The sequence below is a fragment of the Bradyrhizobium sp. genome (assembly GCF_050014615.1).
In the GTDB taxonomy this organism is placed as follows: domain Bacteria; phylum Pseudomonadota; class Alphaproteobacteria; order Rhizobiales; family Xanthobacteraceae; genus Bradyrhizobium.
The window spans coordinates 1-25,162 of the sequence record NZ_JBEKCZ010000005.1; the positions used below are offsets into that span (position 1 = coordinate 1).

The window sequence follows — 25,162 nt, forward strand, 5'->3', positions numbered from 1 at the left end:
AAATAGACGGCAGAAAGTGGCAGTAATACTGTCATTTTGATGCTGATTTGATCCTAGCACGCTTTGATCGAATGAGCACAAGAAGTCTATTTGTATTTTGTATTCCAGAACTGCCAGATGAAAAAAGAGGCGCACCGGGGCGCGCCTCTTTCCGAAAAGGGTGGGGGACGATGTCAGGCGGTTCTGGCGTTTCGCGCCCCGGCTTCCGTCGTGGTCTCGTTGCCGAGGATAAAGGCGCGCCGCATCGGCTTGATCACGAACAAGGCCAGCAACGCCGCGGTGGCATTGAGCGCAACGGCGACAACGAATACCGCCTGCCAGCCGTAGCTTGCGGCAATAATGCTCGCCAGCGGCACCAGCAGCGAGGCCGTGCCCTTCGCCGTGTACAACATGCCGTTGTTGGTGGTGGCGTATTTCACGCCGAACGTATCGCCGCTGGTCGCCGGAAACAGGCTGTAGATTTCGCCAAACACCCCGAAATACACGGCGGTCGAGAGCACGAACACGATCGGAATGTGACCGTATACCGACAGTGTCAGCAGCATCAGGGCGGCGGTGCCAAACGCGATGAACATCGTATGCTCGCGTCCGATGGTGTCGGAGACCCAGCCGAAGAACGGCCGGCCAAAACCGTCGAAGATCCGGTCGAGCGAAATCGCAAAGGTCAGCGCGGCCATCTGGAAGCCGACCAGGCTCACCGGTTCATTGGCGATCTTGAAGTCGTGGGCGATCGGCGCAATCTGCGCCGCCGCCATCAGGCCGCCGGCCGCGACCATCACGAACACCAGATACATCACCCAGAAGACCGGGGTGCGCAGCACCTGTGGTGGCGTGAAGTCGATCTTGGTCTGCGGAAGATTGAGCTGTTTCTTCTTCGCCGGCATCGCCCTGGAGGGCTTGCGAAGGAGAAACGCAAGGAGGCAGACGATGGCGCCTTGCCCGATCCCGAATGAGAAGAACGCGGCCTGGTAGCCGCTGACGGCGATCATGTTGGCGATCGGCACCACCGTGATGGCTGCGCCCGCGCCGAAACCGGCGGCGGTGGCGCCCGCGGCCAGGCCGCGGCGGTCGGGAAACCATTTGAGCGCATTGCCGACGCAGGTTCCGTATACCGAGCCAGCGCCGATTCCGGCGATGATCGCGGCGATATAGAGCAGCACCAGCGAGTTGGCGTAGGAGTTCATGACCCAGGCGATGGTGATCATCACGCCGCCAAACATGACGACGGCGCTCGGACCATATTTGTCGACGAACCACGCTTCGACCGGAACCAGCCAGGTTTCGGTCACCACGAACAGCGTAAAGGCGAGCTGGATCGCGGCACGGCCCCAGTGATATTTCGCGTCGATCGGATCGACAAACAGCGTCCAGCCATATTGCAGGTTTGCGATCATCGCCATGCAGACGATACCCATCGCAAGTTGCAGCCAGCGAAAGTTCTTGCCCTCTGCCATCGGGGTCGATTGTGTGCTAGCGGTCATGGTTCCTCCCCGGGGCACGCTTTTGTTTTGACATCGAGCGTTGCCGGTGCCGCATATTGGTATGTGATATGCCACAGTGCAAGCCATATTCTTGGGAACGTTTTGGCCTTGCCCAATATGCCGCAGTGGCGTTCCGGGATCGGAACGGGGGACAAAAAAGACCCCGGAAACCGGGGTCTTTGGCTAAGCAGATTCGCTTTTGGGCTCGATCAGGCGGCCGGAATCACGTTCGCTGCAAGCGGCTGTCAGAGGCCGGAATATGGCAGATCGCCATTGCGGATCGCGATGCGGGCGCTCGCCATCAGCAGGCGATCGATCGTCGCCATCAGGCGGCCGAATATTGTCGGGGCTGGCGCGAGGCCGAAAGTGGCAGTCTTGGACATGTCGTCCCCTTGTTGCGGGTAAACGGATCGTGGTTGTCCAAGCATAGGTATACCAGATGCCAGCGGCAATTCATTTGTTTGCATGGCAGCATGATATTTATTGCAATGCACCATGACGAGCTTCGAGAGAGGTCAGGCGCTTTGCTTCGGCTTAAAACAAAAGGGCCGCCGGAAAACCGGCGGCCCTGAGATGGCTGGAAACGCGCTTTGTCCGGTTATTCGGCCGCGACCTTTCGCGGCGGGTCGAGCGCGCCGGAATCGTGGATCTCCGCCACCTGATGGTCGGTAAAGCCGAGAACCTGGCGCAGGATTTCGTCGGTGTGTTCGCCCAGCAGGGGGGAACGCTTCACCTCGGTCGGGCTGTCCGACAGTTTGATGGGATTGCCGACCGACAGATATTTGCCACGCTCGGGATGGTCCACCTCGACCACGGTGCCGGTGGCACGCAGGGACTGATCTTCCGCCAGTTCCTTCATCGACAGGATCGGACCGCAGGGAATGTCGTCCTTGTTGAGGATATCCATCGCCTCGAACTTGGTCTTGGTCATGGTCCATTGCTCGATGCGCGCGAAAATCGCGTTCAGGCGCGACAGCCGGGCCGGGGGCTTGGCATAATCGGGATGGGACTTCCAGCCGGGCTCGCCGATGATATCGCAGATTTTCTCCCAGACCGGCGCCTGGGTGATGAAATAGATGTAGGCATTGGGATCGGTCTCCCAGCCCTTGCACTTCAGAATGCGGCCCGGCTGGCCGCCGCCGGAATCATTGCCGGCGCGCGGCACCGCATCGCCAAACGGAATGCCCTCGCCGAACTGGCTATATTCCTTGAGCGGCCCGTGGGCGAGGCGCTGCTGATCGCGCAGTTTGACGCGCGCGAGGTTCAACACGCCGTCCTGCATGGCGGCGGTGACTTTTTGTCCCTGGCCGGAGACGGTGCGCTGGTACAGCGCGGTGACGATGCCGAGCGCCAGATGCAGTCCGGTGCCGCTGTCGCCGATCTGCGCGCCGGTGACGAGCGGCAGTCCGTCGCGAAAACCGGTGGTGGAGGCGGCGCCGCCGGTGCACTGCGCGACGTTCTCATACACCTTGCAATCCTCGTAGGGACCAGGGCCGAAGCCCTTGATCGACGCCACGATCATCTTCGGGTTGATGGCGTGAATCTTTTCCCAGGGAAATCCCATGCGGTCGAGCACGCCGGGGCCGAAATTTTCCACCAGTACGTCGCAACTCTTGATCAGCGCGGTCAGGACTTCCTTGCCCTTCGGATTCTTGGTGTCGAGCGTGATCGAGCGCTTGTTGTGGTTGAGCATGGTGAAATACAGGCTGTCGACATTCGGGACGTCCTGCAATTGGCCGCGCGTGATATCGCCGACGCCGGGACGCTCGACCTTGATCACGTCGGCGCCAAACCATGCCAGCAATTGCGTGCAGGTCGGGCCAGACTGGACGTGGGTGAAATCGAGAATGCGAACGCCCTTCAGCGCCTTGGTCATCTGTTCTCTCCTAAGATCTCTAAATATGTTGTCGTCATGCCCGCGAAAGCGGGCATCCGGTATTCACCGTCGATTCAGTTGGGCACAGCCTTCGTCTCACGATAATTCGGTGGTTACTGGATTCCCCGCCTGCGCGGGGAATGACGCCGATGGGTTGCTTCTCACTTCTTCTTCAGCTTGCTTTGCGGGTTGAGGTTGCCGATGCGGCCGCTCTCGCTGCCGGCGGCCGGATCAAGCACCGCGTTGATCAAAGTGGGCTTGCCGGAATCCATCGCCGCGTTGACCGCGCGCTTCAGCTCGTCCGGTGTCGTCGCATTGACGCCGATGCCGCCGAACGCCTCCATCATCTTGTCGTAGCGCGAGCCCTTGACGAACACGGTAGGCGCCACATCCGGACCGCCTGTGGGATTGACGTCGGTGCCGCGATAGATGCCGTCATTGTTGAAGATGACGACGCAGACCGGCAGATTGTAGCGGCAGATGGTTTCGACCTCCATGCCGGAGAAACCGAAGGCGCTGTCGCCTTCGACCGCGAGCACGGGTTTGCCGGTCTCGATCGCGGCGGCGATGGCGAAGCCCATGCCGATGCCCATGACGCCCCAGGTGCCGACGTCGAGACGCTTGCGCGGCTGGTACATGTCGATGATGCCGCGCGCGAGATCGAGCGTGTTGGCGCCTTCGTTGACCAGGATGGCATCCGGCCGCTCCTTGATGATGGTGCGCAGCGCACCCAGCGCGCCGTGGTAGTCCATCGGCGCGTTGTTGTTCATCAGGCGCGGCGCCATCTTGGCGATATTATCGTCCCTCTTGGTCCGCACCGCATGGGTCCAGTCGGCCGGCGGCGCTGGCCACTTGCCGTCGATGCCTTCAAGCAAAGCCGACACGCAGGAGCCGATATCGCCGACCACGGGGGCGACGATTTCGACGTTGGAATCCATCTCCTTGGGCTCGATGTCGATCTGGATGAACTTCTTCGGTGCGTCCCCCCAGGCCTTGCCCTTGCCGTGCGACAACAGCCAGTTGAGGCGGGCGCCGATCAGCATCACGACATCGGCATCCTTCAATACCGTGGAACGCGCCGCCCCCGCGCATTGCGGATGCGTGTCGGGCAACAGGCCCTTGGCCATGCTCATCGGCAGGAAGGGAATGCCGCTTTTTTCGACCAGCGCGCGGATTTCCTCGTCGGCCTGCGCATAGGCGGCGCCCTTGCCGAGAATGATCAGCGGGCGCTTGGCGCTCCTGAGCACATCGAGCGCGCGCTTGACCGCTGATGGCGCCGGAATCTGGGCCGGCGCGGCATCGATGACCTTGACGAGGGATTTTTGGCCGGCCTCCGCGTCCATCAACTGGCCGAAAAGCTTGGCCGGCAAATCGAGATAGACACCGCCCGGGCGTCCCGATACCGCCGCGCGGATCGCGCGCGCCAGACCAATGCCGATGTCGGCGGCATGCAACACCCGGAACGCCGCCTTGCAAAGCGGCTTGGCGATCGCGAGCTGATCCATCTCTTCATAGTCGCCCTGCTGCAGGTCGACGATCTCGCGTTCGGACGAACCCGAGATCAGGATCATCGGAAAGCAGTTGGTGGTGGCATTGGCCAGCGCCGTGAGGCCGTTGAGGAAGCCGGGAGCGGAAACGGTGAGGCAGATGCCGGGCTTCTTGGTCAGGAAGCCCGCGATCGCAGCGGCGTTGCCGGCGTTCTGCTCGTGCCGGAACGAGATGACGCGAATGCCCGCGGCCTGGGCCATACGGCCGAAATCGGTGATCGGAATGCCGGGCACACCGTAGATCGTGGTGAGGCCGTTGAGCTTGAGCGCATCGATGATGAGGTTGAAGCCGTCCGTCTGCTCACGCTCGGCTTCGGCTTTGTTCACGTCAATGCTCTGTACTACTGCGGACATTCCGCTTCTCCCTGATCTTCTTGATGCGGACGAGTTCGTCGTCTGGTCGGTTGTCGTCCAGCACGGACGGTCGTTGATTAAAACAGCTCCTGGCCGTGCGCTTCGACGTAAGCGGCAAGGCCGAGGGTGTGGTCGCGGGCGCGCTTTTCCGCCAGTTCGGTATCACGCAGTTCAAGCGCCTCGATGATCGCCATGTGCTCGGGCAGGGACGTTGCGGTGCGGTCGACGCGTCCGATCGTCAGCTGCCGATAGCCGCGCACGTGCAGCAGGATATCGTTGGTCATATCGACCAGCACCGGCGACTCGCTCAGCGAAATCAGCGCCTGGTGAAAGGCGATGTTGGCTTTCGAATATTCCTCGACGTGATCCTGCGGCAGCCGATCCTTGCCGAAATCCTTGAAAAAGTCGCGCAGCGCGGAAATATCCTTCTTGCGCGCGGTGGTCGTGATCAACCGCGCGGCCATGCTTTCCAGCGCGGCCCAGGCGCGGATCATGTCGACGATCTCGTTCTTGGTGCGGCGCACGACGACAATGCCGCGGCGTGGCACGGTCTTGACGAAGCCGTCCTGCTCCAGCATCGCGATCGCTTCGCGGATCGGAGTCCGGCTGACGCCGAGGCGCTCGGACAACGCGCGCTCGTCGAGCATCACCGGCTCGGGCGTCGCGTAGATGTCCATCTTCAGGATGGCTTCCTTCAGGGCCTCATAGGCCTTGTTCTTGAAACTCGTCTCCGGCACGATCCGGACGATTGCAATGTCTGCCTCGGCCATGGTGGGCGGCGCCTTGGTTTGCTTCCGTATGGGCACGACGAATCTCCTCATTGGGAGACGTCTTATATCAAAACAATAAACTCAATTATTTTTGGCATACCAAATGCCAGAATGTCAAGTTACCTATGATTTCAACACTTCCGTGTCTTGACAAGTTCGTTTCTGGCATACCAAATGCCATAATGAGCTAGCTTTCAGCGGCCGGAAAACGACCGCAGCGGACGCGGACCCATGTCTGCCATCACCGTGGACCAATTGAACGTGCGCTGGCAAGTGCGGTCCTGATGCCCGCATCCGCCGCCGGCGAACCAAAAATAGACCTCAAGGAGGAAACTGATGTCGAATTCCAAAGATGCGGTGCGCAAAATACTCGATCTGGTCAAGGCGGACAAACGCACCAGCCTGACGGCTCCGGAAGGCAAGCTGGTGTGCGATGCTTACGGCATCCCGGTTCCGAAAGAAGGCGTCGCCAAATCCGCGGAGGAAGCATCGAAGATCGCGACTGCGATGGGTTTCCCGGTGGTCATGAAGATTGTCTCGCCGGATATCCTGCACAAGACCGAAGCCGGCGGCGTGATGGTAGGCGTGAAGACCGCCGCCGATGTCGCCACCAATTACGCGACCATCCTGGCCAACGCCAAGAAGTACAAATCCGATGCCAAGATCGAAGGCATCCAGGTCCAGCAGATGCTGCTGGGCGGCACCGAAGTCATCATCGGCTCGATCACCGACGCATCGTTCGGCAAGCTGGTGGCGTTCGGCCTCGGCGGCGTGCTGGTGGAGGTGCTCAAGGACATCACCTTCCGTCTCGCTCCCGCCACCAAGGACGACGCATTGTCGATGCTCGATGGCATCCAGGCCCATGACATGCTCAAGGGCGTGCGTGGCGGCGATCCCGCCAATCGCGACGCGCTGGCCGACATCATCGTCAAGGTGTCGCAGCTCGTCAGCGATTTCCAGGAAATCGTCGAGCTCGATCTCAACCCGGTATTCGCCACCAAGAAGGACGCGATCGCCGCCGACGTGCGCATCGTGGTCGACTTCGACTACAAGCCGCGTCCGGCGCCGCGCCCGACCGAGGAAATCGTCACCGCGATGAACCGCATCATGCAGCCCGTGGCGGTTGCCGTGATCGGCGCCTCGGCCGAGGATGGCAAGATCGGCAACTCGGTGATGAAAAATCTCATCAACGGCGGCTACAAGGGCGACATCTATCCGATTCATCCCAAGGCCGCCGAGATCCTGGGCTACAAGGCCTACAAGAGCGTCAAGGATGTGCCGGGTGTGATCGACACCGCGGTGTTTGCGATCCCCGCGAAATTCGTCGCCGGCGCGCTGGTCGAATGCGGTGAGAAGAAAATTCCTGGTGCTGTTCTGATTCCGTCGGGCTTTGCGGAAGCGGGTGCGCCCGAATTGCAGGCCGAGATCGTCGAAATCGGCAAGAAGTACAACGTCCGCCTGATGGGGCCGAACATTTACGGTTTCTATTACACGCCGGCCAACCTCTGCGCGACGTTCTGCACCGCCTACGACGTCAAGGGCCACGCGGCGCTGTCGTCGCAGTCCGGCGGCATCGGCATGGCTATCATCGGCTTCTCGCGCTCCGCCAAGATGGGCGTCTCCGCGATCGTCGGCCTCGGCAACAAGTCTGATATCGACGAGGATGATCTGCTCGCCTTCTTTGAGCAGGACCCCAACACCAACCTGATCGCCCAGCACTGCGAGGATCTCAAGGACGGCCGCGCTTTTGCCGAAGCCGCCAAACGGGTTTCCAAGAAGAAGCCGGTTATCGTGCTCAAGGCCGGCCGGACCTCGGCCGGTGCCAAGGCTGCGTCCTCACATACCGGCGCGCTCGCCGGTAACGACAAGATCTATGAGGACGTGTTCAAGCAATCCGGCGTGATCCGCGCCCGCTCGCTGCGGCAATTGCTGGAGTTCGCGCGCGGCGTGCCGGTGCTGCCGACACCGAAGGGCGAGAACATCCTGATCATCACCGGTGCGGGCGGCTCCGGCGTGCTGTTGTCGGACTCGGTGGTCGACAACGGCATGTCGCTGATGGCGATGCCGCCGGACCTCGACGCGGCGTTCCGCAAATTCATCCCGCCGTTCGGCGCCGCCGGCAATCCGGTCGACATCACCGGTGGCGAGCCGCCGATCACCTACGTCAACACCGTGAAGCTAGGCCTGTCCGATGAGCGTATCCATGCGCTGATCCTCGGTTACTGGCACACCATCGTTACTCCGCCGATGGTGTTCGCGCGCAACATGGTGGAAGTGAAGAAGGAAATGGAAGCCAAGGGCTTCGTGAAACCGATCGTCGCTTCGCTCGCCGGCGACGTGGAAGTCGAGGAAGCCGCCGAGTATCTCTACCAGAACGGCATCCCCTCCTATGCCTACTCGACGGAATTGCCGGTCGAGGTATTAGGTGCCAAGTACAAATGGGCGCGCGGCGCGGGCCTGCTGTAATATTCTGAAGTGACGCGCGCAAGAATGCCGCCCTGGTTTCCGGGCGGCATTTTTCATGCGCGTTGTTATGTGCCGTTGTTCCCGTGACGTGGAACTCAACGCGCCGCAATGACGTCGCGGTTCCCGATGGAACCGGGTTATTTTTCGGAACATCGCTCCAGTCCGACGGTTGACCGGCATCGTCAATTTACTGGAGGGTTAGGATGAAGAACCGTCTTACCGTTTCGTTGCTCGTGGCGTCATTGCTAGCGTCCAGCGCCGCGTTTGCTCAATCCACCACTGCGACAGGCGCGGTGAACGGCGCCCGAACGGGCGGCGAAGCTGCCGGCCCGGTCGGTGAGGTCGTCGGCGGAACCGTGGGTGCCGCTGTTGGTGCAGCCGTGGAAATTCCCAACGCCGTAATTACGTCGATCCTGGGCGAGCCCGCTCCTTCGGTGACAGTTCGGGAGCGTGTCGTGGTAGGCGGGCCTTTGCCGCCAACTGTCGAACTGCGGCCGGTCCCCAACTACACCGAATATCGCTACGCGGTCGTGAATGATCAGCGGGTGATCGTGGACCCGCGCACCCGCAGGGTGATCAGGATCATCGAATAACCGAGCGATAAACTTGTGCATCCTCGCGGGACCAGTTCCCGCGAGGATTTTTATGCCGGGAACTACAACGCTTCCCGTACGCCGAGGCCGAGCATGAAACGCTCCCGGATCTGCACCGGATCCCTGCGGGTGGCTCCGGTGCCCGGCCTGTCGTCGATGCGCACCCCGATCAGCGTCGGTCCGGAAGCCGACAGCGATTGATCGACCAGGCGTTCGAAATCCTCTTCATCCGCCGCCCAGGCGCTGTTCGCCAGACCGCAGCCGATCGCGATCGCGACGATGTCGGATACTGTCGCCGCCGGGGTCGGTTGCGCGCCGGTGATCTGGTAGATGCCGTTGTCCATCACGATCATGGTCAGGTTTTTCGGCTTGAGCGTCGCGATGGTCGACAGGCACCCCATCTGCATCAATATCGAGCCGTCTCCCTCAAGCGCAAACACGCGACGCTCTGGCTGGGCCAGGGCGACACCGAGCGCGATCGGGAAGGCGAGGCCCATGCTGCCCAGCATGTAGAAATTCTGCGGGCGTTGACCGGCGGCCCACAGGTCGAAATTGGTATTGCCGATGCCGCCGATAACGGCTTCCTCGTTCTTCAGTTTCGCGACCAGCCGGGAGGTGAGATCGAACCGGTTCATCACCTTGGTGTTGCGGGCAGCGGTGTTTGCTGGCTTGCTCATGCGATCGCTCACTTGTCGAACACTTTGCCGCCGGTCAACAGCGGCGACAGGATCAGCGCCACCGGCGCCTGCGTGGCGATCGCCTGCTTGATCGATCGATCGACGATGAACTCGAACTCATCGAGCCGGGTCGCGGTGTGATGCTCCATCGCCAGCGAGTCGAGCACTGGCCGCATGGTACGGCAGACCAGCGATTGCCCATAATTGAATTCGCCCAGCGTTCCGCGTTCGGACACGAACATGATCAGCGGAATCTGATAAGGGATCGCCAGCGACGCCAGCACGTTGGCCAGCGTCGCAAAGCCGGAGGTCTGCATCAGTACCGCGCCGCGCAAGCCCCCCATCCACGCACCGGAGACGATGCCGACCGCTTCCTCTTCCCGCGCGGTGGGAAATGTCGTGAAGAACGGGTCGGCGTGAATATCCCTGATCAGCGTCGTCAGCACGCGGTCGGGAACATAGGGCACAAGACGGATATCGTTGCGCTTGAGCGTTTGCAGCACCACCTCGTGCCAAGTCCTGTCAGGAGAAGTCCTCTCGTGAGAAGCCTTTTCATGCAGGGTCTGGGACGATTTTTGTCCCTCGGCAGCCGCCATCGAATTCTCCCTTAGCCTGCGAGGATCTTGGCCCGCAAATTGATCGCGACCGTCCGCTCAAGGCGCCGAAACTTGACGCGATCGGCGGGATTGTCAACATGTCCCGATCGTACCCGTGATCTGCGCCATACCGCGATGTCGCCGGCATGCGGGCGTGCGATAAGACGCGCGATAAAACAGATAAAAGAAAACCAGAATATCGGGAGGGATGCCTTGAAGAGGTGGTGCCAGATCGCGGCCGCGGCAATGGCGCTGTCCGTTGCGGGCGGTATCGCGTCTGCACAGTCGCCGTTTCCATCCAGGGCCGTGCATATTTTTGTGCCCTATTCTGCCGGCGGCGGCGTCGATATACTCGCGCGTACGCTGGGCGATGTGGTCTCCCGGCAATGGGGCCAATCGGTCGTGGTGGAGAACCGGCCGGGTGCGGGCGGCGTGGTGGCGTCGCAGGCGCTGGTGGCATCGTCACCCGACGGCTATACCCTGATGGTGGTGGCGAGCGGTCACGCCACCAATCCGTTTCTGTACCCCAAAATTCCCTACGACACCTTCAAGGATTTCACGCCGATTTCGCTGTTGGCGTCGTCGCCCAATATCCTGTTGGTGCGCGCCGATTCCCCGTTCAAGACGCTGGGCGACGTGATCGCGCTGGCGCGGGCGAAGCCGGGCAGCCTGTCCTTCGGTCACGCCGGGAACGGCACGTCGACGCATCTGGCCGGCGAGCTTCTGAAGGACCTCGCCCGGATCGATATTAATGCGATTTCCTACAAAGGCGGCGCGCCGGCGGTCAACGATCTCCTGGGCGGGCAAATTCCAATGTCGTTCAACAACGGGCCGGAATCGGTGGCACAGCTGGAGGCCGGCACGCTGCGTGCGCTCGCCGTCACCACAATCGCGCGGGCGCCGTTTCTGCCCGATGTGCCCAGCATGGCGGAGACCGTGCCCGGCTATGATACCGAGGTGTGGTGGGGTCTGCTCGGACCCGCCGGCATGCCCCCTGACCTGATCGCGAAACTCTCGCGTGATTTCGTTGCGGCGCTCAACACCGACACAGTAAAGGAACGTTTGAGCAGGCTGGGCGCGTCACCGATCGGCGGCTCGCCGCAGCAACTCGACGCCAAGATCCGCGCCGACTACGCAAAATGGGGCCCGATCATCAAGGCCGCCGGCATGAAGGCCGAGTAATTTGGAAACGCCGATGATTCCCGCCTGTCTGCCGCCGCGCGACGTAAGCCGTCCCAAGGTACCGCCGCCGCCGAACGCCTGCGACACGCATGCCCATGTGTTCGGGCCGTCGGAGCGGTTTCCCTATGCCGAGGACCGCAGCTACACGCCGCCGGATGCGCCGCTCGAAAAATACTTGGGCATGCTCGATACCATCGGATTTGCGCGCGGCGTGCTGGTGCAGGGCAGTGCCCATGGCCGCGACAATTCCGCCATGCTCGATGCGCTCACGCGTTGTCCTGACCGCCTGCGCGGGGTCGCGGTGGCGGACGCCGATATTTCTTGGGACGATCTACGCGCGTGGAACGACATCGGCGTGCGCGGCTTGCGCTTCAATCATTTTTTCCGCGACGGGCAGTTGCACTATCGCGGCGGCGTGCCGCTGTCGGCAGCCGAGAGGTTGGCGCCGGTCATGGCCGAACTCGGCTGGCATCTTCAGCTGTGGATCGATGTCAAGGATCTGCCCGGCACCATCCCGGTTCTGAAGCAACTCGGCCTGCCGGTGGTGATCGATCACATGGGCCGGACCGATGCGCGCGCCGGTACGGCGACCGAAGGTTTCCAGAGCCTGCTGCGCGCGGTCGGCGATGGCTGGTGCTGGGCCAAGCTGTCAGGCGCCTACCGCATCAGCCGCGAGGCGCCGGATTATTCCGACGCGCGGCCATTTCATGAAGCGCTGGTGCGGGCGAATCCGGAACGGCTGGTATGGGGCGGCGACTGGCCGCATCCGCGCGTCGAGGGCGAAGTGCCTGATGCCGGACGCCTGTTCGAATTGTTTCAGGCGTGGACGCCCGACCAGTCAGCGCTACATCGCGTCCTCGTGACCAATCCGGCCAGGCTCTATGGATTCCCGAACTGAAGGTCTCATCAACGATGTCCGTCAACAGCAAGCGCGTGTTCTACGTCAAATATCTGCCCAACGAGATCTATAGCAACATTCTTCGGGGGCGGCCCGATGTGCGGCTGGATCGGCTCGAGAATGACAGTCCCGACGAAGTCTCGGCACCGATCCTGGCCGCGGCGCATGCCTATCAAATCGGCGCGGCGCGCGACGAGCTGGCGAAACATTTCCACGTCGATCGGGATCTGCTGGCCCGCGCGCCGAACCTCTTGATCGTCTCCAGCAATGGCGCGGGCTTCGACCCCGTCGATGTCGAGGCCTGTACCGCCGCGGGTGTGCTGGTCGTCAACCAGTCCGGAGGCAACGCCAATTCCGTCGCGGAGCACGCCTTGGGTATGCTGCTGACCTTGTCGAAGCGCATTCTCGAGGCTGATCGCGCATTGCGGCGCGAGGCCAATGTGAACCGCAACGCGTTGATGGGGACGGAAGTGCAAGGCAAGACCATCGGAATTGTCGGGCTTGGCAATGTCGGCCGCCGTATCGCCGCACTCTGCAAGGGCCTGCTCGGCATGAAGGTGCTGGCCTACGATCCCTATCTTACGGCAAGCGAGATGGCGGAGCGCGGCGGCGACAAGGTCGAACTCGACGAACTGCTGCGCCGTTCGGACTATGTGTCGATTTCCTGCCCGCTGACCAAGGACAACCGCGGCATGATCGGTGCGCGCGAATTCGCGCTGATGCAACCGCATGCGTATTTCATCACCACCGCGCGGGGATTCATCCACGACGAGGCCGCGCTCACCGAGGCGCTGCGCAACAAACTCATTGCCGGCGCCGGCCTCGACGTCTGGGCCAAGGAACCGCCGCCGCCGGATCATCCGCTGCTGCAATTCGACAATGTGCTGGCCAGTCCGCATACCGCGGGAGTGACCAGGGAGGCGAGAATCAATATGGGCCGCATTGCCGCCGAGCAGTTGCTCGACGCGCTCGACGGCAAGCGGCCGCCGCGCCTGATCAACCCCGAGGTATGGCCGCGCTATGTCACGCGGTTCGAGCGGACGTTCGGATTCGTCCCGGGATAGCGGTTCGACGGAAATCGCGCGCCATTTTCGTAGAGAAGATTTCGACCGTTGCGGGTCAAATCCGGGCAAGAAAACCACTGCCGCGTCCGAGCCGGACGATGGCCATGTTGCTATTTTCGAGATGCCCTCGACTCTCCGGTAGAGCGGGATCATCTCTGTGGTGTGCGCGGCCGTTGGCTGGTTGGCCGTTTCGGTTCGCGCAGAGGGAAGCCGCGATATGCAAGAGTTCACTTCATTGCTGCGCTCCGCCCGATCCCGGATCGGACGTCGGCTGCGGCTGATCGTCGCCATCGCGGCCGCCAGCCTCCCGGCCGCCGGCGCCTAGCGTCAATACTGGTGCACTGATCCAGCTGCTGTTTCGTCCGCGCCTGATGGCATGCTACGCAGGAGTCGCGTCGGTCGGGTCGGAGAATCATGTTCGGTATCCACGGAATCTGGCTCTTCATCGCCTCCGGGCTGCTGCTCAACGTCACGCCCGGGCCTGACACGGCCTATATCGTCGGCCGCAGCATTCAGCTGGGATGGCGCGGTGGCGTGGTCGCGGTGCTCGGCATCGAAGCCGGCTGTCTTCTTCACGTGTTCGCCGCGGCGATTGGGCTCTCGGCGCTGCTGGCGGCGTCGTCGATGGCGTTCACCTTGGTGAAATGGGCCGGCGCGGCCTATCTCTGCTTTATGGGCGTGAAGATGTTGCTGGCACGGGCTCCGATGCCTGCCGCTACTACGGTAAACGGAACCGGCGCGATCTCGCTACGTCAGGTGTTCCTGCAGGGCGCGCTGACCAATGCGTTGAACCCGAAGGTGGCGCTGTTCTTTCTGGCCTTTCTGCCGCAATTCGTGGTGACGGATTCGCCGCACAAGGCCGCCGCCTTTACGCTGCTCGGCCTGATCTTCATCTTCAATGGCACGCTGTGGTGTCTGGGCGTTGCGGTGTTCGCCGCAGGCGCCGCCGGCCGGATCCGAAAATCCGCTCAAGCCTTCGCCTGGATCAATCGCGGATTGGGCGGGCTGTTTGTCTATCTGGGCTTCCGCGTCGCCATGACCCAGACACGCTGAAGCCCGGCGGCCCCGATTTCACCCTCATCCCGTCACGGGAACGGTGAGCCGCTCGATGGTTTGAATGTGACGCGCGAGCAGGCTGCAGGCCTGATCAAGGTTGCGCATGCGCAGCGCCTGCAGAATCAGGCGATGATCCTGATTGGAGCGCGGCCGCCAGCCGGCATTGCGCGCCATCGCGAATACCAACCGGGAATTGGCCAATTGCAATCCGTCGAGGCTGGCGAGCAGTCGCGGCATCGCGCAGGGCGCCACCAGCGCCTGGTGAAACGCGCGGTTGGCGGCCTCGAACTCCTGCAGCGTCTCGGCATTGTCGCCTTCGATCAGCGCGAGTTCGATCTTCGCCAGATGCGCCGGCGTCAGCTTCGGCGCGGCGTTGCGCAGCGCGACCACTTCCAGCGCGGCGCGCATCTCGGCGATCTCCTTCACCGAATTGGCATCGAGCGGCGCCACCCGCACGCCACGGCGCGGCACGCCGACGACAAGGTGTTGCGCTTCCAGCTGCCGAAATGCTTCCCGCACCGGGACGTGGCTTGAATTGAATTCCCGCGCGATATGATCCTGCCGCAGCGGCGCGTCGGGCGGGAGCGCGCCGCTGATGATCCGTTCGCCGATGTCATCGGCAATGCGGCTCGCCATCGTGGTGTTATCGTCGGCCATGATCATAGATTATCTATCGTAAAAACGGGTGCACTTGGGCAGTGTGTCGAGTAGCATCGATCCATCGGCGCATATTATAGATAATAGGTAACTTTATCTATAATAGAAAACAGAAGGGTGATCTGATGCTTGATGCTGCGGAGATGACAGGGAATGACGACCACAGCATCGACCCGGTCCGGCACGACTGGGATCGTTCGGAGGCCGAAGCTCTCTATGACCTGCCGTTTGCCGACCTGATGTTTCTGGCGCAGAGCCTTCATCGCCGCAATTTCGATCCGAACCACGTCGAGACCGCGAGCCTGCTCAGCATCAAGACCGGCGGCTGCCCCGAGGATTGCGGCTACTGCTCGCAGAGCGCGCATTACGACACCGGCCTGAAGGCGACCAAGCTGATGAAGCAGGCCGATGTGGTCGCTACCGCGCAGCGTGCCCGGGATGCCGGCGCGAGCCGTTTCTGCATGGCGGCGGCGTGGCGCAATCCGAAAGACCGCGATCTCGACGAGGTCTGCGGGATGGTGAGCGCGGTCAAGGGCCTCGGCATGGAAACCTGCGTCACGCTCGGCATGCTGACGCCGGCGCAAGCCACACGCCTGCATGACGCCGGGCTCGACTTCTACAATCACAACGTCGACACTTCTCCGGAATTCTACGACAAGATCATCACCACGCGCACGCTGCAGGATCGCATCGATACCCTGGCGCATGTGCGCGATGCCGGCATCAAGGTCTGCTGTGGCGGCATTGTCGGCATGGGCGAACAGGTCGAGGACCGGCTCGGCATGATGGTGCTGCTCGCCAATCTGCCGGCTCATCCCGAGAGCGTGCCGATCAATCTGTGGAACGAGGTCAAGGGCGTGCCGGTCAACGACACGGCCGAGCGTCCCGATCCGATTTCGCTGGCGCGCCTGGTCGCGGTCGCCCGCATCCTGATGCCGCGCAGCGTGGTACGGCTGTCCGCCGGACGACAATACATGACCGATGAACTGCAGGCGCTGTGCTTTCTGGCGGGCGCCAATTCAATCTTCATCGGCGACGTGCTGCTGACCACCAAAAACCCGCAGCGCGACCGCGATACCAATTTGCTGGATCGGCTTGGCCTCAAATCCCGCCTCAATCAGGTGAAACCGGAGAGCGCGCAGCCCGCGCGGGACTGACGCCTGCCCGAAGGCGAACCATGAACCATCCCCATACCGACAAGGCTGCAAGTTATGTCACGGCCCTGCGGGACCTGAAAGACGATGACCGTCTGCGCAGCCTCAGGCCGCGCGCAGGGATCGATTTCGCATCCAACGATTATCTCGCGCTCGCCAGCGCACCGCGGATGAAACAAGCCGTCGCGGCGGCGCTGCAGGCCGGCACTCCGATCGGGGCCGGCGGGTCGCGGCTGTTGCGCGGAAACTGCGAGGAGCATGAACTTCTTGAGGCCGATGCCGCGAGATTCTTTGGCGCGGAAACCGCGATTTTCTTTGGCAACGGCTATGTCGCCAATTTCGCCGTGCTGACGACGCTGCCACAACGCGGCGATCTCTTGGTTCTGGATTCGCTGGTGCATGCGAGCATTCACGAAGGCGCGCGCGCCGGCCGGGCCGATATTCGCGACAGCCGGCATAACGATCCGCAATCGGTCGAAGACACCATCCGCGACTGGCGATTGCAGGGCGGAGCGGGGCGGGTCTGGATCGTGGCCGAAAGTCTCTACAGTATGGACGGCGATTTCGCGCCGCTCGAACAGCTCATCGCGATCGCGGACCGGCATGATGCATTCCTGATGGTGGATGAGGCCCATGCCACCGGCGTCTACGGCCAGCAGGGACGGGGACTGACCGCTCTTTATGAGGGGCGCGAAAATCTGGTGGTCGTTCATACCTGCGGCAAGGCGCTGGGCGCGGCCGGTGCACTCGTTACCGCGACGCGCGTGCTGCGCGATTTCATGGTCAACCGCTGCCGCCCGTTTATTTTCTCGACCGCGCCGTCGCCTCTGATGGCGGTCGCGGTGCGGGAGGCGCTTCTGATCCTGCAGCAGGAGCCGGAGCGGCAGCAACGCCTGACCAACCTGATCGCGTTCACGCGTCGCCAGATCGGGGCGCGTGGCGGCTGGCATTCGCACGGCTCGCAGATCGTGCCCTATATCGTCGGCCACAATGCGCGGGCGATGGCATTGGCTTCCGCACTGCAGGCACGCGGGTTCGATATTCGCGGCATCCGGCCGCCGACGGTGCCGGCAGGCACGGCGCGGCTGCGAATCTCCCTGACCAATAACGTAAGTGAAGACGACGTGCGCGCCATGCTCGATGCCGTGATCGAGGAGACGAGGGAACCGGCTCGATGAATCAGCGGATCGTGGTGGCTGGCACCGACACCGAGATCGGAAAGACGGTGTTCTGCGCGGGGCTCACAGCACTTCTCGGCGCGAACTACTGGAAGCCGATTCAGGCCGGTCTCGAAGGCGAGACCGATTCACAGATCGTCGCGCGGCTCGGCGGGCTCTCTGACGACCGCATCATGCCGGAGCGCTACCGTCTCAAAACGCCGGCATCGCCGCATCAGGCCGCTTCCATCGACGGCGTGCGCATCGCCATGGAGACGCTCGATGTGCCCGATCCCGGCGAACGTCCGCTGGTGATCGAGGGCAGCGGTGGATTGCTGGTGCCGCTCGATGGCACCACGCTTTATATCGAGGTGTTTGCGCGGTGGCGACTTCCCATCGTGCTATGCGCGCGCACCGCGCTCGGCACCATCAATCATTCGCTGCTGTCGATCGAGGCGTTGCGGCATCGCCAACTCGACATTCTCGGGATCGCCTTTATCGGCGAGGGCAATCCCGAAAGCGAGCGCGTCATTTGCGAGATCGGACGGGTCAAACGGCTCGGACGATTGCCCCGGCTGTCTCCGCTCACCGGGAGCAAGTTGCGCGCCGCGTTCGAGGCCGCGTTCAAATCGGACGATTTCACGCCATGACATCCGGCAAAAAATCGCCGATCTGGCATCCGTTCACGCAACACGCGCTGCAGGACGAGATGACGAAGATCGTGCGCGGGGAGGGCGCGTATCTCTATGCCGCGGATGGCCGCCGCATCATCGATGCGATCGCGTCCTGGTGGGTCGTGACCCACGGCCATTGCCACCCCTATATCGTCAACGCCATTCAGCAACAGGCCGGGCAGCTCAACCAGATCATATTCGCCGGCTACACCCATGAGCCGGCCGAACAGGTCGCCGCCGCGATCCTGAAACTCGCGCCCCGCGGCCTCGACCATGTCTTCTTCTCCGACAGCGGTTCGACCAGCGTCGAAGTGGCGCTGAAAATGGCGCTGGGCTACTGGCACAACATCGGCCAGCCGCGAACGCGCATTGTGGTGATGCAGCACTCCTATCATGGCGATACCATCGGGGCGATGTCGGTCGGTGCGCGCGGCGTGTTCAATGCCGCCTATGGACCCCTGCTGTTCGACGTTACCACGATCCCGTTTCCGGCCGCCGGCCATGAACAGGCCACGCTCGATGCGCTCGAGGCCGCGGTTCGCCGTGAAAGTCCAGCGGCATTTATCGTGGAGCCGCTGATCCTGGGGGCGGGCGGGATGTTGATGTATCCCCCCTCCGTGCTCAGGGAGATGAAGCGCATCTGCGAGGGGTCGAACGTTCTGTTCATTGCCGACGAGGTCATGACCGGCTGGGGCCGCACCGGAACGTTGTTTGCCTGCGAGCAGGCGGAGGTGTCGCCGGACATCGCCTGTTATTCAAAGGGTCTCACCGGCGGGTCGCTGCCGCTGGCGGTGACGCTGTGCCGCGCCGAGATTTTCGATGCGCATTTTTCGAAAGACCGCACCCGCACGTTCTTTCATTCGAGTTCATATACCGCCAACCCGGTCGCGTGTGCCGCCGCCAAGGCGAACCTCGATCTGTGGCAAGAGCCGGAAACCCGAACCCGCGTCGCTGCCGTCGCAGCGATGCAGGAACAGGCGATCGAACCGTTTCGCATGGACGCGCGATTCAACAATGTCCGCCGCACCGGCACCATCACGGCGCTTGAACTCGAAGCCCGCGACGGCGGTTATCTGGCCGGCATCGGCCCCAAGCTTCAGGCGTTTTTCAACGGCCGCAATCTGCTGCTGCGGCCGCTTGGCAACACCATCTATGTGATGCCGCCCTATTGCGTCACCGCCGCGGATCTCGATGAGATCTATGCCGCGATCAGGGACGCGGCGGACGCGCTGGTGGCGTAAGCGGTGCTCGCCGTCGGCATCATTTTGCGGCCGCGGACATCGTCGGCGCGATCGAATGCAGCAAGACCGGATAGCGTGCAAAAACCTGGCCGATGCGTGTTGCGGCAATCCGCAAATCGTCGAGCCGCCGGTCGATCAGCTGGTCGACCGGCAGCTTGCCTGAATAGCCTGAGGTATTGACCGCGGCCACAACCCGGCCGGTCTGGTCGGTGATGGGAACCGCAAGCGCGGTGATGCCGTAGTCAAGCTGATCGACCACGGCGCTATAGCCGAGCCGCCGGGTTTGAATGAGTATCTGCCGGAGCCGGTCGATGTCGGTGACGGTGTGCTCGGTCAGTTTGATCGGCCTAAGATGGCGCAGATAGCCCTCGACCTGGTCGTCTCGCAGGCGAGAGATCAACACGCGGCCCATCGATGTCGCATAGGCGGGATAGGTGACGCCGATGCCTGCGGTGCGGCGGGCGGCGCGTTGTTCGGAGCAGTGCGCGATATAGAGGACGTTGGATCCGTCGAGAACGCTCACCGAGGAAGCATCGCCGAACAGGTCGACCAGCCGGCGCAGCTCCGGCATCAGCGCCTCGTCGACACCGGCGGCGCGGGTATAGGCGGCGCCGAGCGTGAGCACATGCGCGGCGAGAACGTATCGCTTGTTGACGAAGCGAAGGTAGCCGAGCGCTTCAAGCGTATGAAGGCTGCGCCGCGCCGTCGCCGGCGACACCCGGATTCGGCTCGCGACCTCCGAGAGCGTCATCTGCGAATAGGCTGCATCGAAAGCTCCGAGCACGGCCAGACCGCGCGCGAGCGCTTCGACGAACTCGACCTTGCCAGGTCGGGGGGCCGGTGTCTTGCGGCCACCGGGCCGTGAAATCGTGCTGGCTCTTTTAATGGCGGTTGCCCCTTGGTTTGGTCGCAGGAGACCGGCTGCGCCGGTGCCAGCCCGCCGCCGTGCTTGACAAGCCGGGGCCGGTTGGTAAGCGTATAACACATATCGAAGTTTTTTTCGCTAGGCGAAAACTAAAATAGCGGCCAGCGCCGGAGGAAAGTCGTGAAAATCGGTCCCGCCACCCAGCCGACCACCGGCATTTCCGGGTCCAACCCGGACACGATCGTGATCCGCGGTCACGACCTGGTCCACGATCTGATCGGGCGGATCTCGTTCACCGATCACGTCTGGCTGCTGGTCTGCGGGACGTTGCCCACCGAGGTGCAGCGCAGAATTCTCGATGCGACGCTGGTGGCGATCGCCGAACATGGGCTGGTGCCGAGCGTCCAGGCGGCGCGCATGACACTCGCCGCCGCACCGGAAGCGTTGCAGGGCGCGGTGGCCGCGGGCTTGCTCGGCTGCGGATCGGTCATTCTCGGTGCCTCGGAGGCCGCCGGACGCTTGTTCAGCGAGGTTGTCGCGCTTCATGACAAAGTTGGCGGAACGCTCGAGCAAGCGGCGAGCCAAATCGTCGGCCGTTATCGCACCGAAAAGCGCGCGATTCCGGGCTATGGCCACCCGCTGCACAAGGGCTTTGATCCCCGTGCGGCGCGATTGATTGAACTCGCCCGCGAACTCGGTGTGTTCGGCCGTCATTCCCAGGCCGCGCTCGCGGTCGAAAGCGTGCTGCCGTCCGCGATCGGCAAGCCTTTGGTGATGAACATCTCAAGCGCCATCCCCTGCGTGTTGCTGGACGCCGGCTATCCCCTGCTGGCGCTGCGGGGCGTGCCGATCCTGGCGCGCACCGCGGGCCTGATCGGCCACCTGCTCGAGGAGCAAACCCATCCCATCGGCTTTGCGATGTCGCATGCGGCGGCGTCCGCCATCACCTATGACGGCCCGGCCCCAGAGGGCTTTGTCGCCAACGAGAATTGAAGGAAACAGGTCGCATGTATGGCGTCCTCAATGGCGTACGCATCGTGGAGCAGGGAACCTTCATCACCGGTCCCTGCGCCGGCATGATGCTTGGCGACCTCGGTGCTGACGTCATCAAGGTCGAGAGCACGGGGAGCGGCGATCCCTATCGCAGTTTCAGGAACGGTTTCTACAGCGCGCATTTCCAGGCCTATAACCGCAACAAGCGCGGCATATCGCTCGACATGAAGCGCGACACTGACCGGGATGTGTTTTACGACCTGATCCGGCAGGCGGACGTCTATGTGCAGAACTTCCGCCCCGGCGCCGCGGCACGGCTCGGCGCCGATGCGCAGACGCTGCAGTCGATCAACCCGCGCCTGGTTTATTGTTCCATCAGCGGCTTTGGACCCGATGGGCCCTATGCGAAGCGGCCGGTGTATGATTCTGTGGCGCAGGCCACCAGCGGCTTTCTCGGGGTCGCGATCGATCCGGACGAGCCTCGCTTCATCGGACCGGCGCTCGCCGATGCGATCACCGGGATCTACGCCTCGCTCGGCATCGCCGGCGCGCTGGTCGAGCGATCGAGGACCGGCAAGGGCCGCCTGATCGAAATCTCGATGCTGGAAGCGATGATGCATTTTTCGGTCGAGCCGTTCACGGGTTATTTCGCGCTCGGCGAAATCCCGAAAGGCACGGATCGGCCGCGGCTCGCCCAGGCCTTCATTGTGTGCTGCCGTGACGGCCGTCTGTTCGCGTTTCATTTGTCATCGCTGGACAAATTCTGGGACGCGCTGATCGAGGCGACCGGCGCGAGACATCTTGCCGATGATCCGCGCTTTGCGGTCCGGCAAGGCCGCATCGACAATTACCGGGAATTGTCCGAGGCGCTCGGCGTGATTTTTTCCGCCCATGACCGCGATCACTGGGTCGCACGGTTTGAAGGGTTCGACGTGCCGTTCGGGCCGGTCAACTCGATACCGGAAGCGATCGGGGATCCGCAGGTCGCGCATCTTGGCATGATCGTGCCGGTGGAGGGGCGCAGCGAAGGCGCGCGCCAGTCGGTGCGGCCGGCCTTTACGTTTGACGGCGAGCGCGCCACGGGGGTTGATGCAGCTCCGACGATCGACGAGGATGGGCACGCCATCCGCGAGGCGCTTGCGCGCAATCGGGCGGCATGGCCGGAACGGATCAGGCCGGACACGCTGGCAAAGAGCGCATGAGGGCCGGGTCAACCGGCGACACTGAGGGGGAGGCGAATGGCGACGTTAGCGGCAGTCCTTGCCACGACACATCATCCTTTTTACCTGAAAGCGACGACCGCGCCGCCGGAGCAGCAGATGCCTCAGGCGATGGAGTGGAAGCGCAAGGTGGAGGCGTATCGCGAAACGCTGACGCGCGCCAAGCCGGACATCCTGGTGATGGTCGGCGCCGACCATTTTCACCAGTTCTTTCTCGACAATTACCCGACATTCCTGATCGGCAAGGCGCCGCGCTACGACGCCACCTTCTACAATGAAGAGCGTGAGTTCGGACTGCCGAAATACGTGCTGCAGGGACACGAAGAGCTGTCGAATTTCATGCATCAGGGGCTGCTCGATCGCGGTTTCGACTTCGCCTTCAGCCATGAGCTGAAGCTCGATCATTCGATTATCTGCCCGATCATCACGACGCGTCCGCAGGCCGATCTGCCGGTGGTGCCGATCTACACCAACATCTTCGCGCCGCCGCTGCCGTCGCCGAAGCGCTTCTGGGACCTCGGCCGCGCCATTCGCGAGATCATCGACGCCTATCCTTCCGACCAGCGCATCGCCGCGGTCGGCTCCGGGCATCTGTCACTCGAGCTCGGCGGTCCGCGCCAGTTCGGGGAGCATGGTCCCGATCCGGAATTCGACCGCCAGGCGATCGCATGGCTGGCCAGCGGCGACATCGAAGCCATTCTCGAAAATGTGACGCGGGACAATCTGGGGACGCACGGCAACGCGACGCATGGCTTTATGGACTTGATCCTGATGATGGGGATCGCCGGTCCGCAGAAGGCGAGCTATGTCGACAACCTCGATCTCTTCCACACCATGGAAGCCTATCTCACCTGGTATCCGGAAGGAGCCGCGGCATGAGCAAGTATTACGTCGACAAGTTCCTTTTTACGGTCGATCGCGATCCGCAGCTGCTGCGGCGATACAAGGAAGATCCGAGATCGCTGGTTCTGACCTGGGAACAGTCGATTGGGCCGAAGCTCAACGACGCCGAAACCTCCACGGTCCATTTCCTCACCGACAGGGAACGCGAGATCCTGATCAACCACGATTACGTCGCGCTGTTCGAGATGGGCGCGCATTTCTTCCTTTGCCTGACGATTTTCATTGCGCTGTATGACGAGGAGTGGACCAAAAAGCACGGTCCGCTGTCGTTCCAGCGCGAATACGGCGCCAAACTGAAGCACTGGCTGGGGCGTGACTATCCGTCGGTCGCCGTCTAGCGACCAGGCGCCGGATTCAAGACAAAAAACGCAGGCGAAACTGCCGCGATACGACAAAACAATTTGTCAGGGGAGAACGAACCGATGAGCGCGCAGAGCCTGGAATACGAGCAACCCGCCGCATTGACACGCTGGTGGCAGTTGGCCCTCGCGATGGTCGCGATGATGGCGGCGTCCAGCCCGCAATATGTGTGGGCGCTGTTTGTGCCGCCGCTGCAGGCGAAGCTCGGCGTCACGCTTTCGGCCCTGCAGGTCACGTTCGCGCTGTTCAGCATCTGCCAATGCGGCCTCGGGCCGATGCACGGATATTTTGCCGAAAAATTCACGCCACGGCAGTTTGCGGCGATGGGCGGCGCGCTGGTCGGCGCCAGCTGGGTGCTGTCGTCTTACGTTGTTGAGCTTCCGTTGCTGTATGTCACCTATGGTGTGCTCAGCGGCATCGGTACCGGCATGATCTATGTCGCCACGGTCGAACTGGTGAGCCTGTGGTTTCCGGAACGGCGGGGTTTCGCGATCGGTATGGTGGCCGGCAGCTACGGCTTCGGCGCTGTCATCACGACCTTTCCGATCGCTGCATCGATCCAGGCTTCCGGATACCAGCAAACCCTGATGATATACGGGCTGGTCCTTGGCATTGTCTCGATCCTGGTTGCGCTCGGTATGCGTCATCCCCCGATCGAGCCGGGCCGCCAGCATCGCGAGAATCTGGCCGCGGCTGATCTCGCGAAACGCAATTACACATCGGCCGAAATGCTGCGCACGCCGATCTTCTGGCTGATGTTTGTGATGATGAGCATGATGGCGACCGGAGGCCTGATGGTGATTTCGCAGATCGGCGCCTTTGCGCGGGATTTCGGTGTTACCAAGGACACCCTGGTTCTCGGCATGGCCGCACTTCCGCTGGCGCTCACCATCGATCGCGTTGCGAACGGATTGACCCGGCCGTTTTTCGGCTGGGTGTCCGACCGGATTGGCCGCGAGAACACCATGACGGCAGCTTTTCTGCTGGAAGGCGCGGCGATCTTCCTGATGCTGATGTTCGGCAGCAATCCGGTGCTGTTCGTGTTGTTGTCCGGCGTTATCTTTTTCGGCTGGGGCGAGATCTATTCGTTGTTCCCGGCGATCCAGGGCGACCTGTTCGGGCAAAAGCACGCGGCCAACAATTTCGGCTTTCTGCTGGTGGCGACAGCCGTCGGCTCGATCCTCGGCGGACCGCTCGCGGCACTTCTGTTCGAACAGAGCCATTCCTGGACTCTTGTCTTCTCCATCGTCAGCGCTCTCGACGTTCTGACCGCGGTGCTGGCCCTGGTCGTGCTCAAGCCGATGCGCCAACGGTTCCTTGTGGGAGATGCCGTCCGCCCTGAACCGGCCGCGTCGCTGCTCTGAAGGTTTCGAACTTC

Annotated in this window: 24 protein-coding genes; 15 read left to right on the forward strand and 9 right to left on the reverse strand. The window is 62.4% G+C overall.

Features of this window, described 5'->3' with window-relative positions; translation table 11 throughout:
* Positions 1-173: 173 nt before the first annotated feature.
* The 5 genes from oxlT (ABR948_RS01480) to ABR948_RS01500 form a co-directional block, all read right to left on the reverse strand.
* Positions 174-1,481 (reverse strand): oxalate/formate MFS antiporter, encoded by a 1,308-nt coding sequence (gene oxlT / locus ABR948_RS01480; RefSeq protein ID WP_428113511.1) that lies wholly within the window; start codon positions 1,479-1,481, stop codon positions 174-176.
* A 245-nt stretch (positions 1,482-1,726) separates the two neighbouring features.
* Positions 1,727-1,864 (reverse strand): hypothetical protein, encoded by a 138-nt coding sequence (locus ABR948_RS01485; RefSeq protein ID WP_428113512.1) that lies wholly within the window; start codon positions 1,862-1,864, stop codon positions 1,727-1,729.
* Positions 1,865-2,079: 215 nt separating this feature from the next.
* Positions 2,080-3,357, reverse strand: coding sequence for a formyl-CoA transferase (gene frc, locus ABR948_RS01490; RefSeq protein WP_428113514.1), 1,278 nt, complete (start codon positions 3,355-3,357; stop codon positions 2,080-2,082).
* Positions 3,358-3,518: 161 nt separating this feature from the next.
* Positions 3,519-5,258, reverse strand: coding sequence for an oxalyl-CoA decarboxylase (gene oxc, locus ABR948_RS01495; RefSeq protein ID WP_428113515.1), 1,740 nt, complete (start codon positions 5,256-5,258; stop codon positions 3,519-3,521).
* A 77-nt stretch (positions 5,259-5,335) separates the two neighbouring features.
* Positions 5,336-6,028: a GntR family transcriptional regulator gene (locus ABR948_RS01500; protein ID WP_428113583.1), complete on the reverse strand. Its 693-nt coding sequence runs from the start codon at positions 6,026-6,028 to the stop codon at positions 5,336-5,338.
* 336 nt (positions 6,029-6,364) lie between these two features.
* Here ABR948_RS01500 and ABR948_RS01505 point away from each other — a divergent pair, with 336 nt between their 5' ends.
* The gene (locus ABR948_RS01505) at positions 6,365-8,494 is read left to right on the forward strand and encodes an acetate--CoA ligase family protein (RefSeq protein WP_428113516.1); all 2,130 of its coding nucleotides are present in this window, start codon (positions 6,365-6,367) and stop codon (positions 8,492-8,494) included.
* Positions 8,495-8,697: 203 nt separating this feature from the next.
* The gene (locus tag ABR948_RS01510) at positions 8,698-9,087 is read left to right on the forward strand and encodes a DUF1236 domain-containing protein (protein WP_428113517.1); all 390 of its coding nucleotides are present in this window, start codon (positions 8,698-8,700) and stop codon (positions 9,085-9,087) included.
* 62 nt (positions 9,088-9,149) lie between these two features.
* Here ABR948_RS01510 and ABR948_RS01515 read toward each other — a convergent pair whose 3' ends face one another.
* Together ABR948_RS01515 and ABR948_RS01520 are read right to left on the reverse strand one after the other, a co-directional pair.
* Positions 9,150-9,764, reverse strand: coding sequence for a thiamine pyrophosphate-dependent enzyme (locus ABR948_RS01515; RefSeq protein ID WP_428113518.1), 615 nt, complete (start codon positions 9,762-9,764; stop codon positions 9,150-9,152).
* Between the two features lie 8 nt (positions 9,765-9,772).
* Entirely contained in the window at positions 9,773-10,360 is a 588-nt protein-coding gene (locus tag ABR948_RS01520) for a thiamine pyrophosphate-binding protein (RefSeq protein WP_428113520.1), read from the reverse strand.
* A 213-nt stretch (positions 10,361-10,573) separates the two neighbouring features.
* Between ABR948_RS01520 and ABR948_RS01525 the strand changes: the two genes are divergently transcribed.
* The 4 genes from ABR948_RS01525 to ABR948_RS01540 all read left to right on the forward strand — a co-directional run bounded on the left by ABR948_RS01525 (position 10,574) and on the right by ABR948_RS01540 (position 14,557).
* On the forward strand, positions 10,574-11,542 hold the full coding sequence (locus tag ABR948_RS01525; protein ID WP_428113521.1) for a Bug family tripartite tricarboxylate transporter substrate binding protein: 969 nt from the start codon (positions 10,574-10,576) through the stop codon (positions 11,540-11,542).
* A gap of 13 nt (positions 11,543-11,555) precedes the next feature.
* The gene (locus tag ABR948_RS01530; RefSeq protein WP_428113522.1) at positions 11,556-12,440 is read left to right on the forward strand and encodes an amidohydrolase family protein; all 885 of its coding nucleotides are present in this window, start codon (positions 11,556-11,558) and stop codon (positions 12,438-12,440) included.
* 14 nt (positions 12,441-12,454) lie between these two features.
* On the forward strand, positions 12,455-13,504 hold the full coding sequence (locus tag ABR948_RS01535) for a hydroxyacid dehydrogenase (RefSeq protein WP_428113524.1): 1,050 nt from the start codon (positions 12,455-12,457) through the stop codon (positions 13,502-13,504).
* Between the two features lie 414 nt (positions 13,505-13,918).
* Positions 13,919-14,557 carry a LysE family translocator gene (locus ABR948_RS01540; RefSeq protein WP_428113525.1) on the forward strand — a complete coding sequence of 213 codons (639 nt, stop codon included), beginning with the start codon at positions 13,919-13,921 and terminating at the stop codon, positions 14,555-14,557.
* A 24-nt stretch (positions 14,558-14,581) separates the two neighbouring features.
* On the opposite strand, the gene ABR948_RS01545 is transcribed toward ABR948_RS01540, so the two are convergent.
* Complete coding sequence (locus tag ABR948_RS01545) at positions 14,582-15,217, reverse strand: GntR family transcriptional regulator (protein ID WP_428113526.1); 636 nt, start codon at positions 15,215-15,217, stop codon at positions 14,582-14,584.
* A 125-nt stretch (positions 15,218-15,342) separates the two neighbouring features.
* Here ABR948_RS01545 and bioB point away from each other — a divergent pair, with 125 nt between their 5' ends.
* The 4 genes from bioB to ABR948_RS01565 are packed head-to-tail and all read left to right on the forward strand — an operon-like array spanning position 15,343 to position 19,443.
* Positions 15,343-16,374 (forward strand): biotin synthase BioB, encoded by a 1,032-nt coding sequence (bioB, locus tag ABR948_RS01550; RefSeq protein ID WP_428113528.1) that lies wholly within the window; start codon positions 15,343-15,345, stop codon positions 16,372-16,374.
* 20 nt (positions 16,375-16,394) lie between these two features.
* Entirely contained in the window at positions 16,395-17,549 is a 1,155-nt protein-coding gene (locus ABR948_RS01555) for an 8-amino-7-oxononanoate synthase (protein ID WP_428113530.1), read from the forward strand.
* The gene (gene bioD / locus ABR948_RS01560; protein WP_428113532.1) at positions 17,546-18,178 is read left to right on the forward strand and encodes a dethiobiotin synthase; all 633 of its coding nucleotides are present in this window, start codon (positions 17,546-17,548) and stop codon (positions 18,176-18,178) included. The genes ABR948_RS01555 and bioD overlap by 4 nt, the downstream gene beginning before the upstream one ends.
* Positions 18,175-19,443, forward strand: a complete 1,269-nt coding sequence (locus ABR948_RS01565; RefSeq protein WP_428113533.1) for an adenosylmethionine--8-amino-7-oxononanoate transaminase — start codon at positions 18,175-18,177, stop codon at positions 19,441-19,443. Before bioD ends, ABR948_RS01565 begins: the two co-directional genes overlap by 4 nt.
* A 19-nt stretch (positions 19,444-19,462) precedes the next feature.
* Here ABR948_RS01565 and ABR948_RS01570 read toward each other — a convergent pair whose 3' ends face one another.
* Positions 19,463-20,329, reverse strand: a complete 867-nt coding sequence (locus ABR948_RS01570) for an IclR family transcriptional regulator domain-containing protein (RefSeq protein ID WP_428113585.1) — start codon at positions 20,327-20,329, stop codon at positions 19,463-19,465.
* A gap of 159 nt (positions 20,330-20,488) precedes the next feature.
* On the opposite strand from ABR948_RS01570, the gene ABR948_RS01575 reads away from it, so the two are divergent.
* The 5 genes from ABR948_RS01575 to oxlT (ABR948_RS01595) all read left to right on the forward strand — a co-directional run bounded on the left by ABR948_RS01575 (position 20,489) and on the right by oxlT (ABR948_RS01595) (position 25,148).
* Positions 20,489-21,301, forward strand: coding sequence for a citryl-CoA lyase (locus ABR948_RS01575; RefSeq protein WP_428113534.1), 813 nt, complete (start codon positions 20,489-20,491; stop codon positions 21,299-21,301).
* 14 nt (positions 21,302-21,315) lie between these two features.
* Entirely contained in the window at positions 21,316-22,503 is a 1,188-nt protein-coding gene (locus tag ABR948_RS01580) for a CaiB/BaiF CoA transferase family protein (protein WP_428113535.1), read from the forward strand.
* Between the two features lie 36 nt (positions 22,504-22,539).
* Positions 22,540-23,400, forward strand: a complete 861-nt coding sequence (locus tag ABR948_RS01585; RefSeq protein WP_428113537.1) for a DODA-type extradiol aromatic ring-opening family dioxygenase — start codon at positions 22,540-22,542, stop codon at positions 23,398-23,400.
* Positions 23,397-23,762, forward strand: coding sequence for a hypothetical protein (locus ABR948_RS01590; RefSeq protein ID WP_428113539.1), 366 nt, complete (start codon positions 23,397-23,399; stop codon positions 23,760-23,762). Before ABR948_RS01585 ends, ABR948_RS01590 begins: the two co-directional genes overlap by 4 nt.
* An 84-nt stretch (positions 23,763-23,846) precedes the next feature.
* Positions 23,847-25,148, forward strand: coding sequence for an oxalate/formate MFS antiporter (oxlT, locus tag ABR948_RS01595; protein ID WP_428113540.1), 1,302 nt, complete (start codon positions 23,847-23,849; stop codon positions 25,146-25,148).
* The last annotated feature ends 14 nt before the right edge of the window (positions 25,149-25,162 follow it).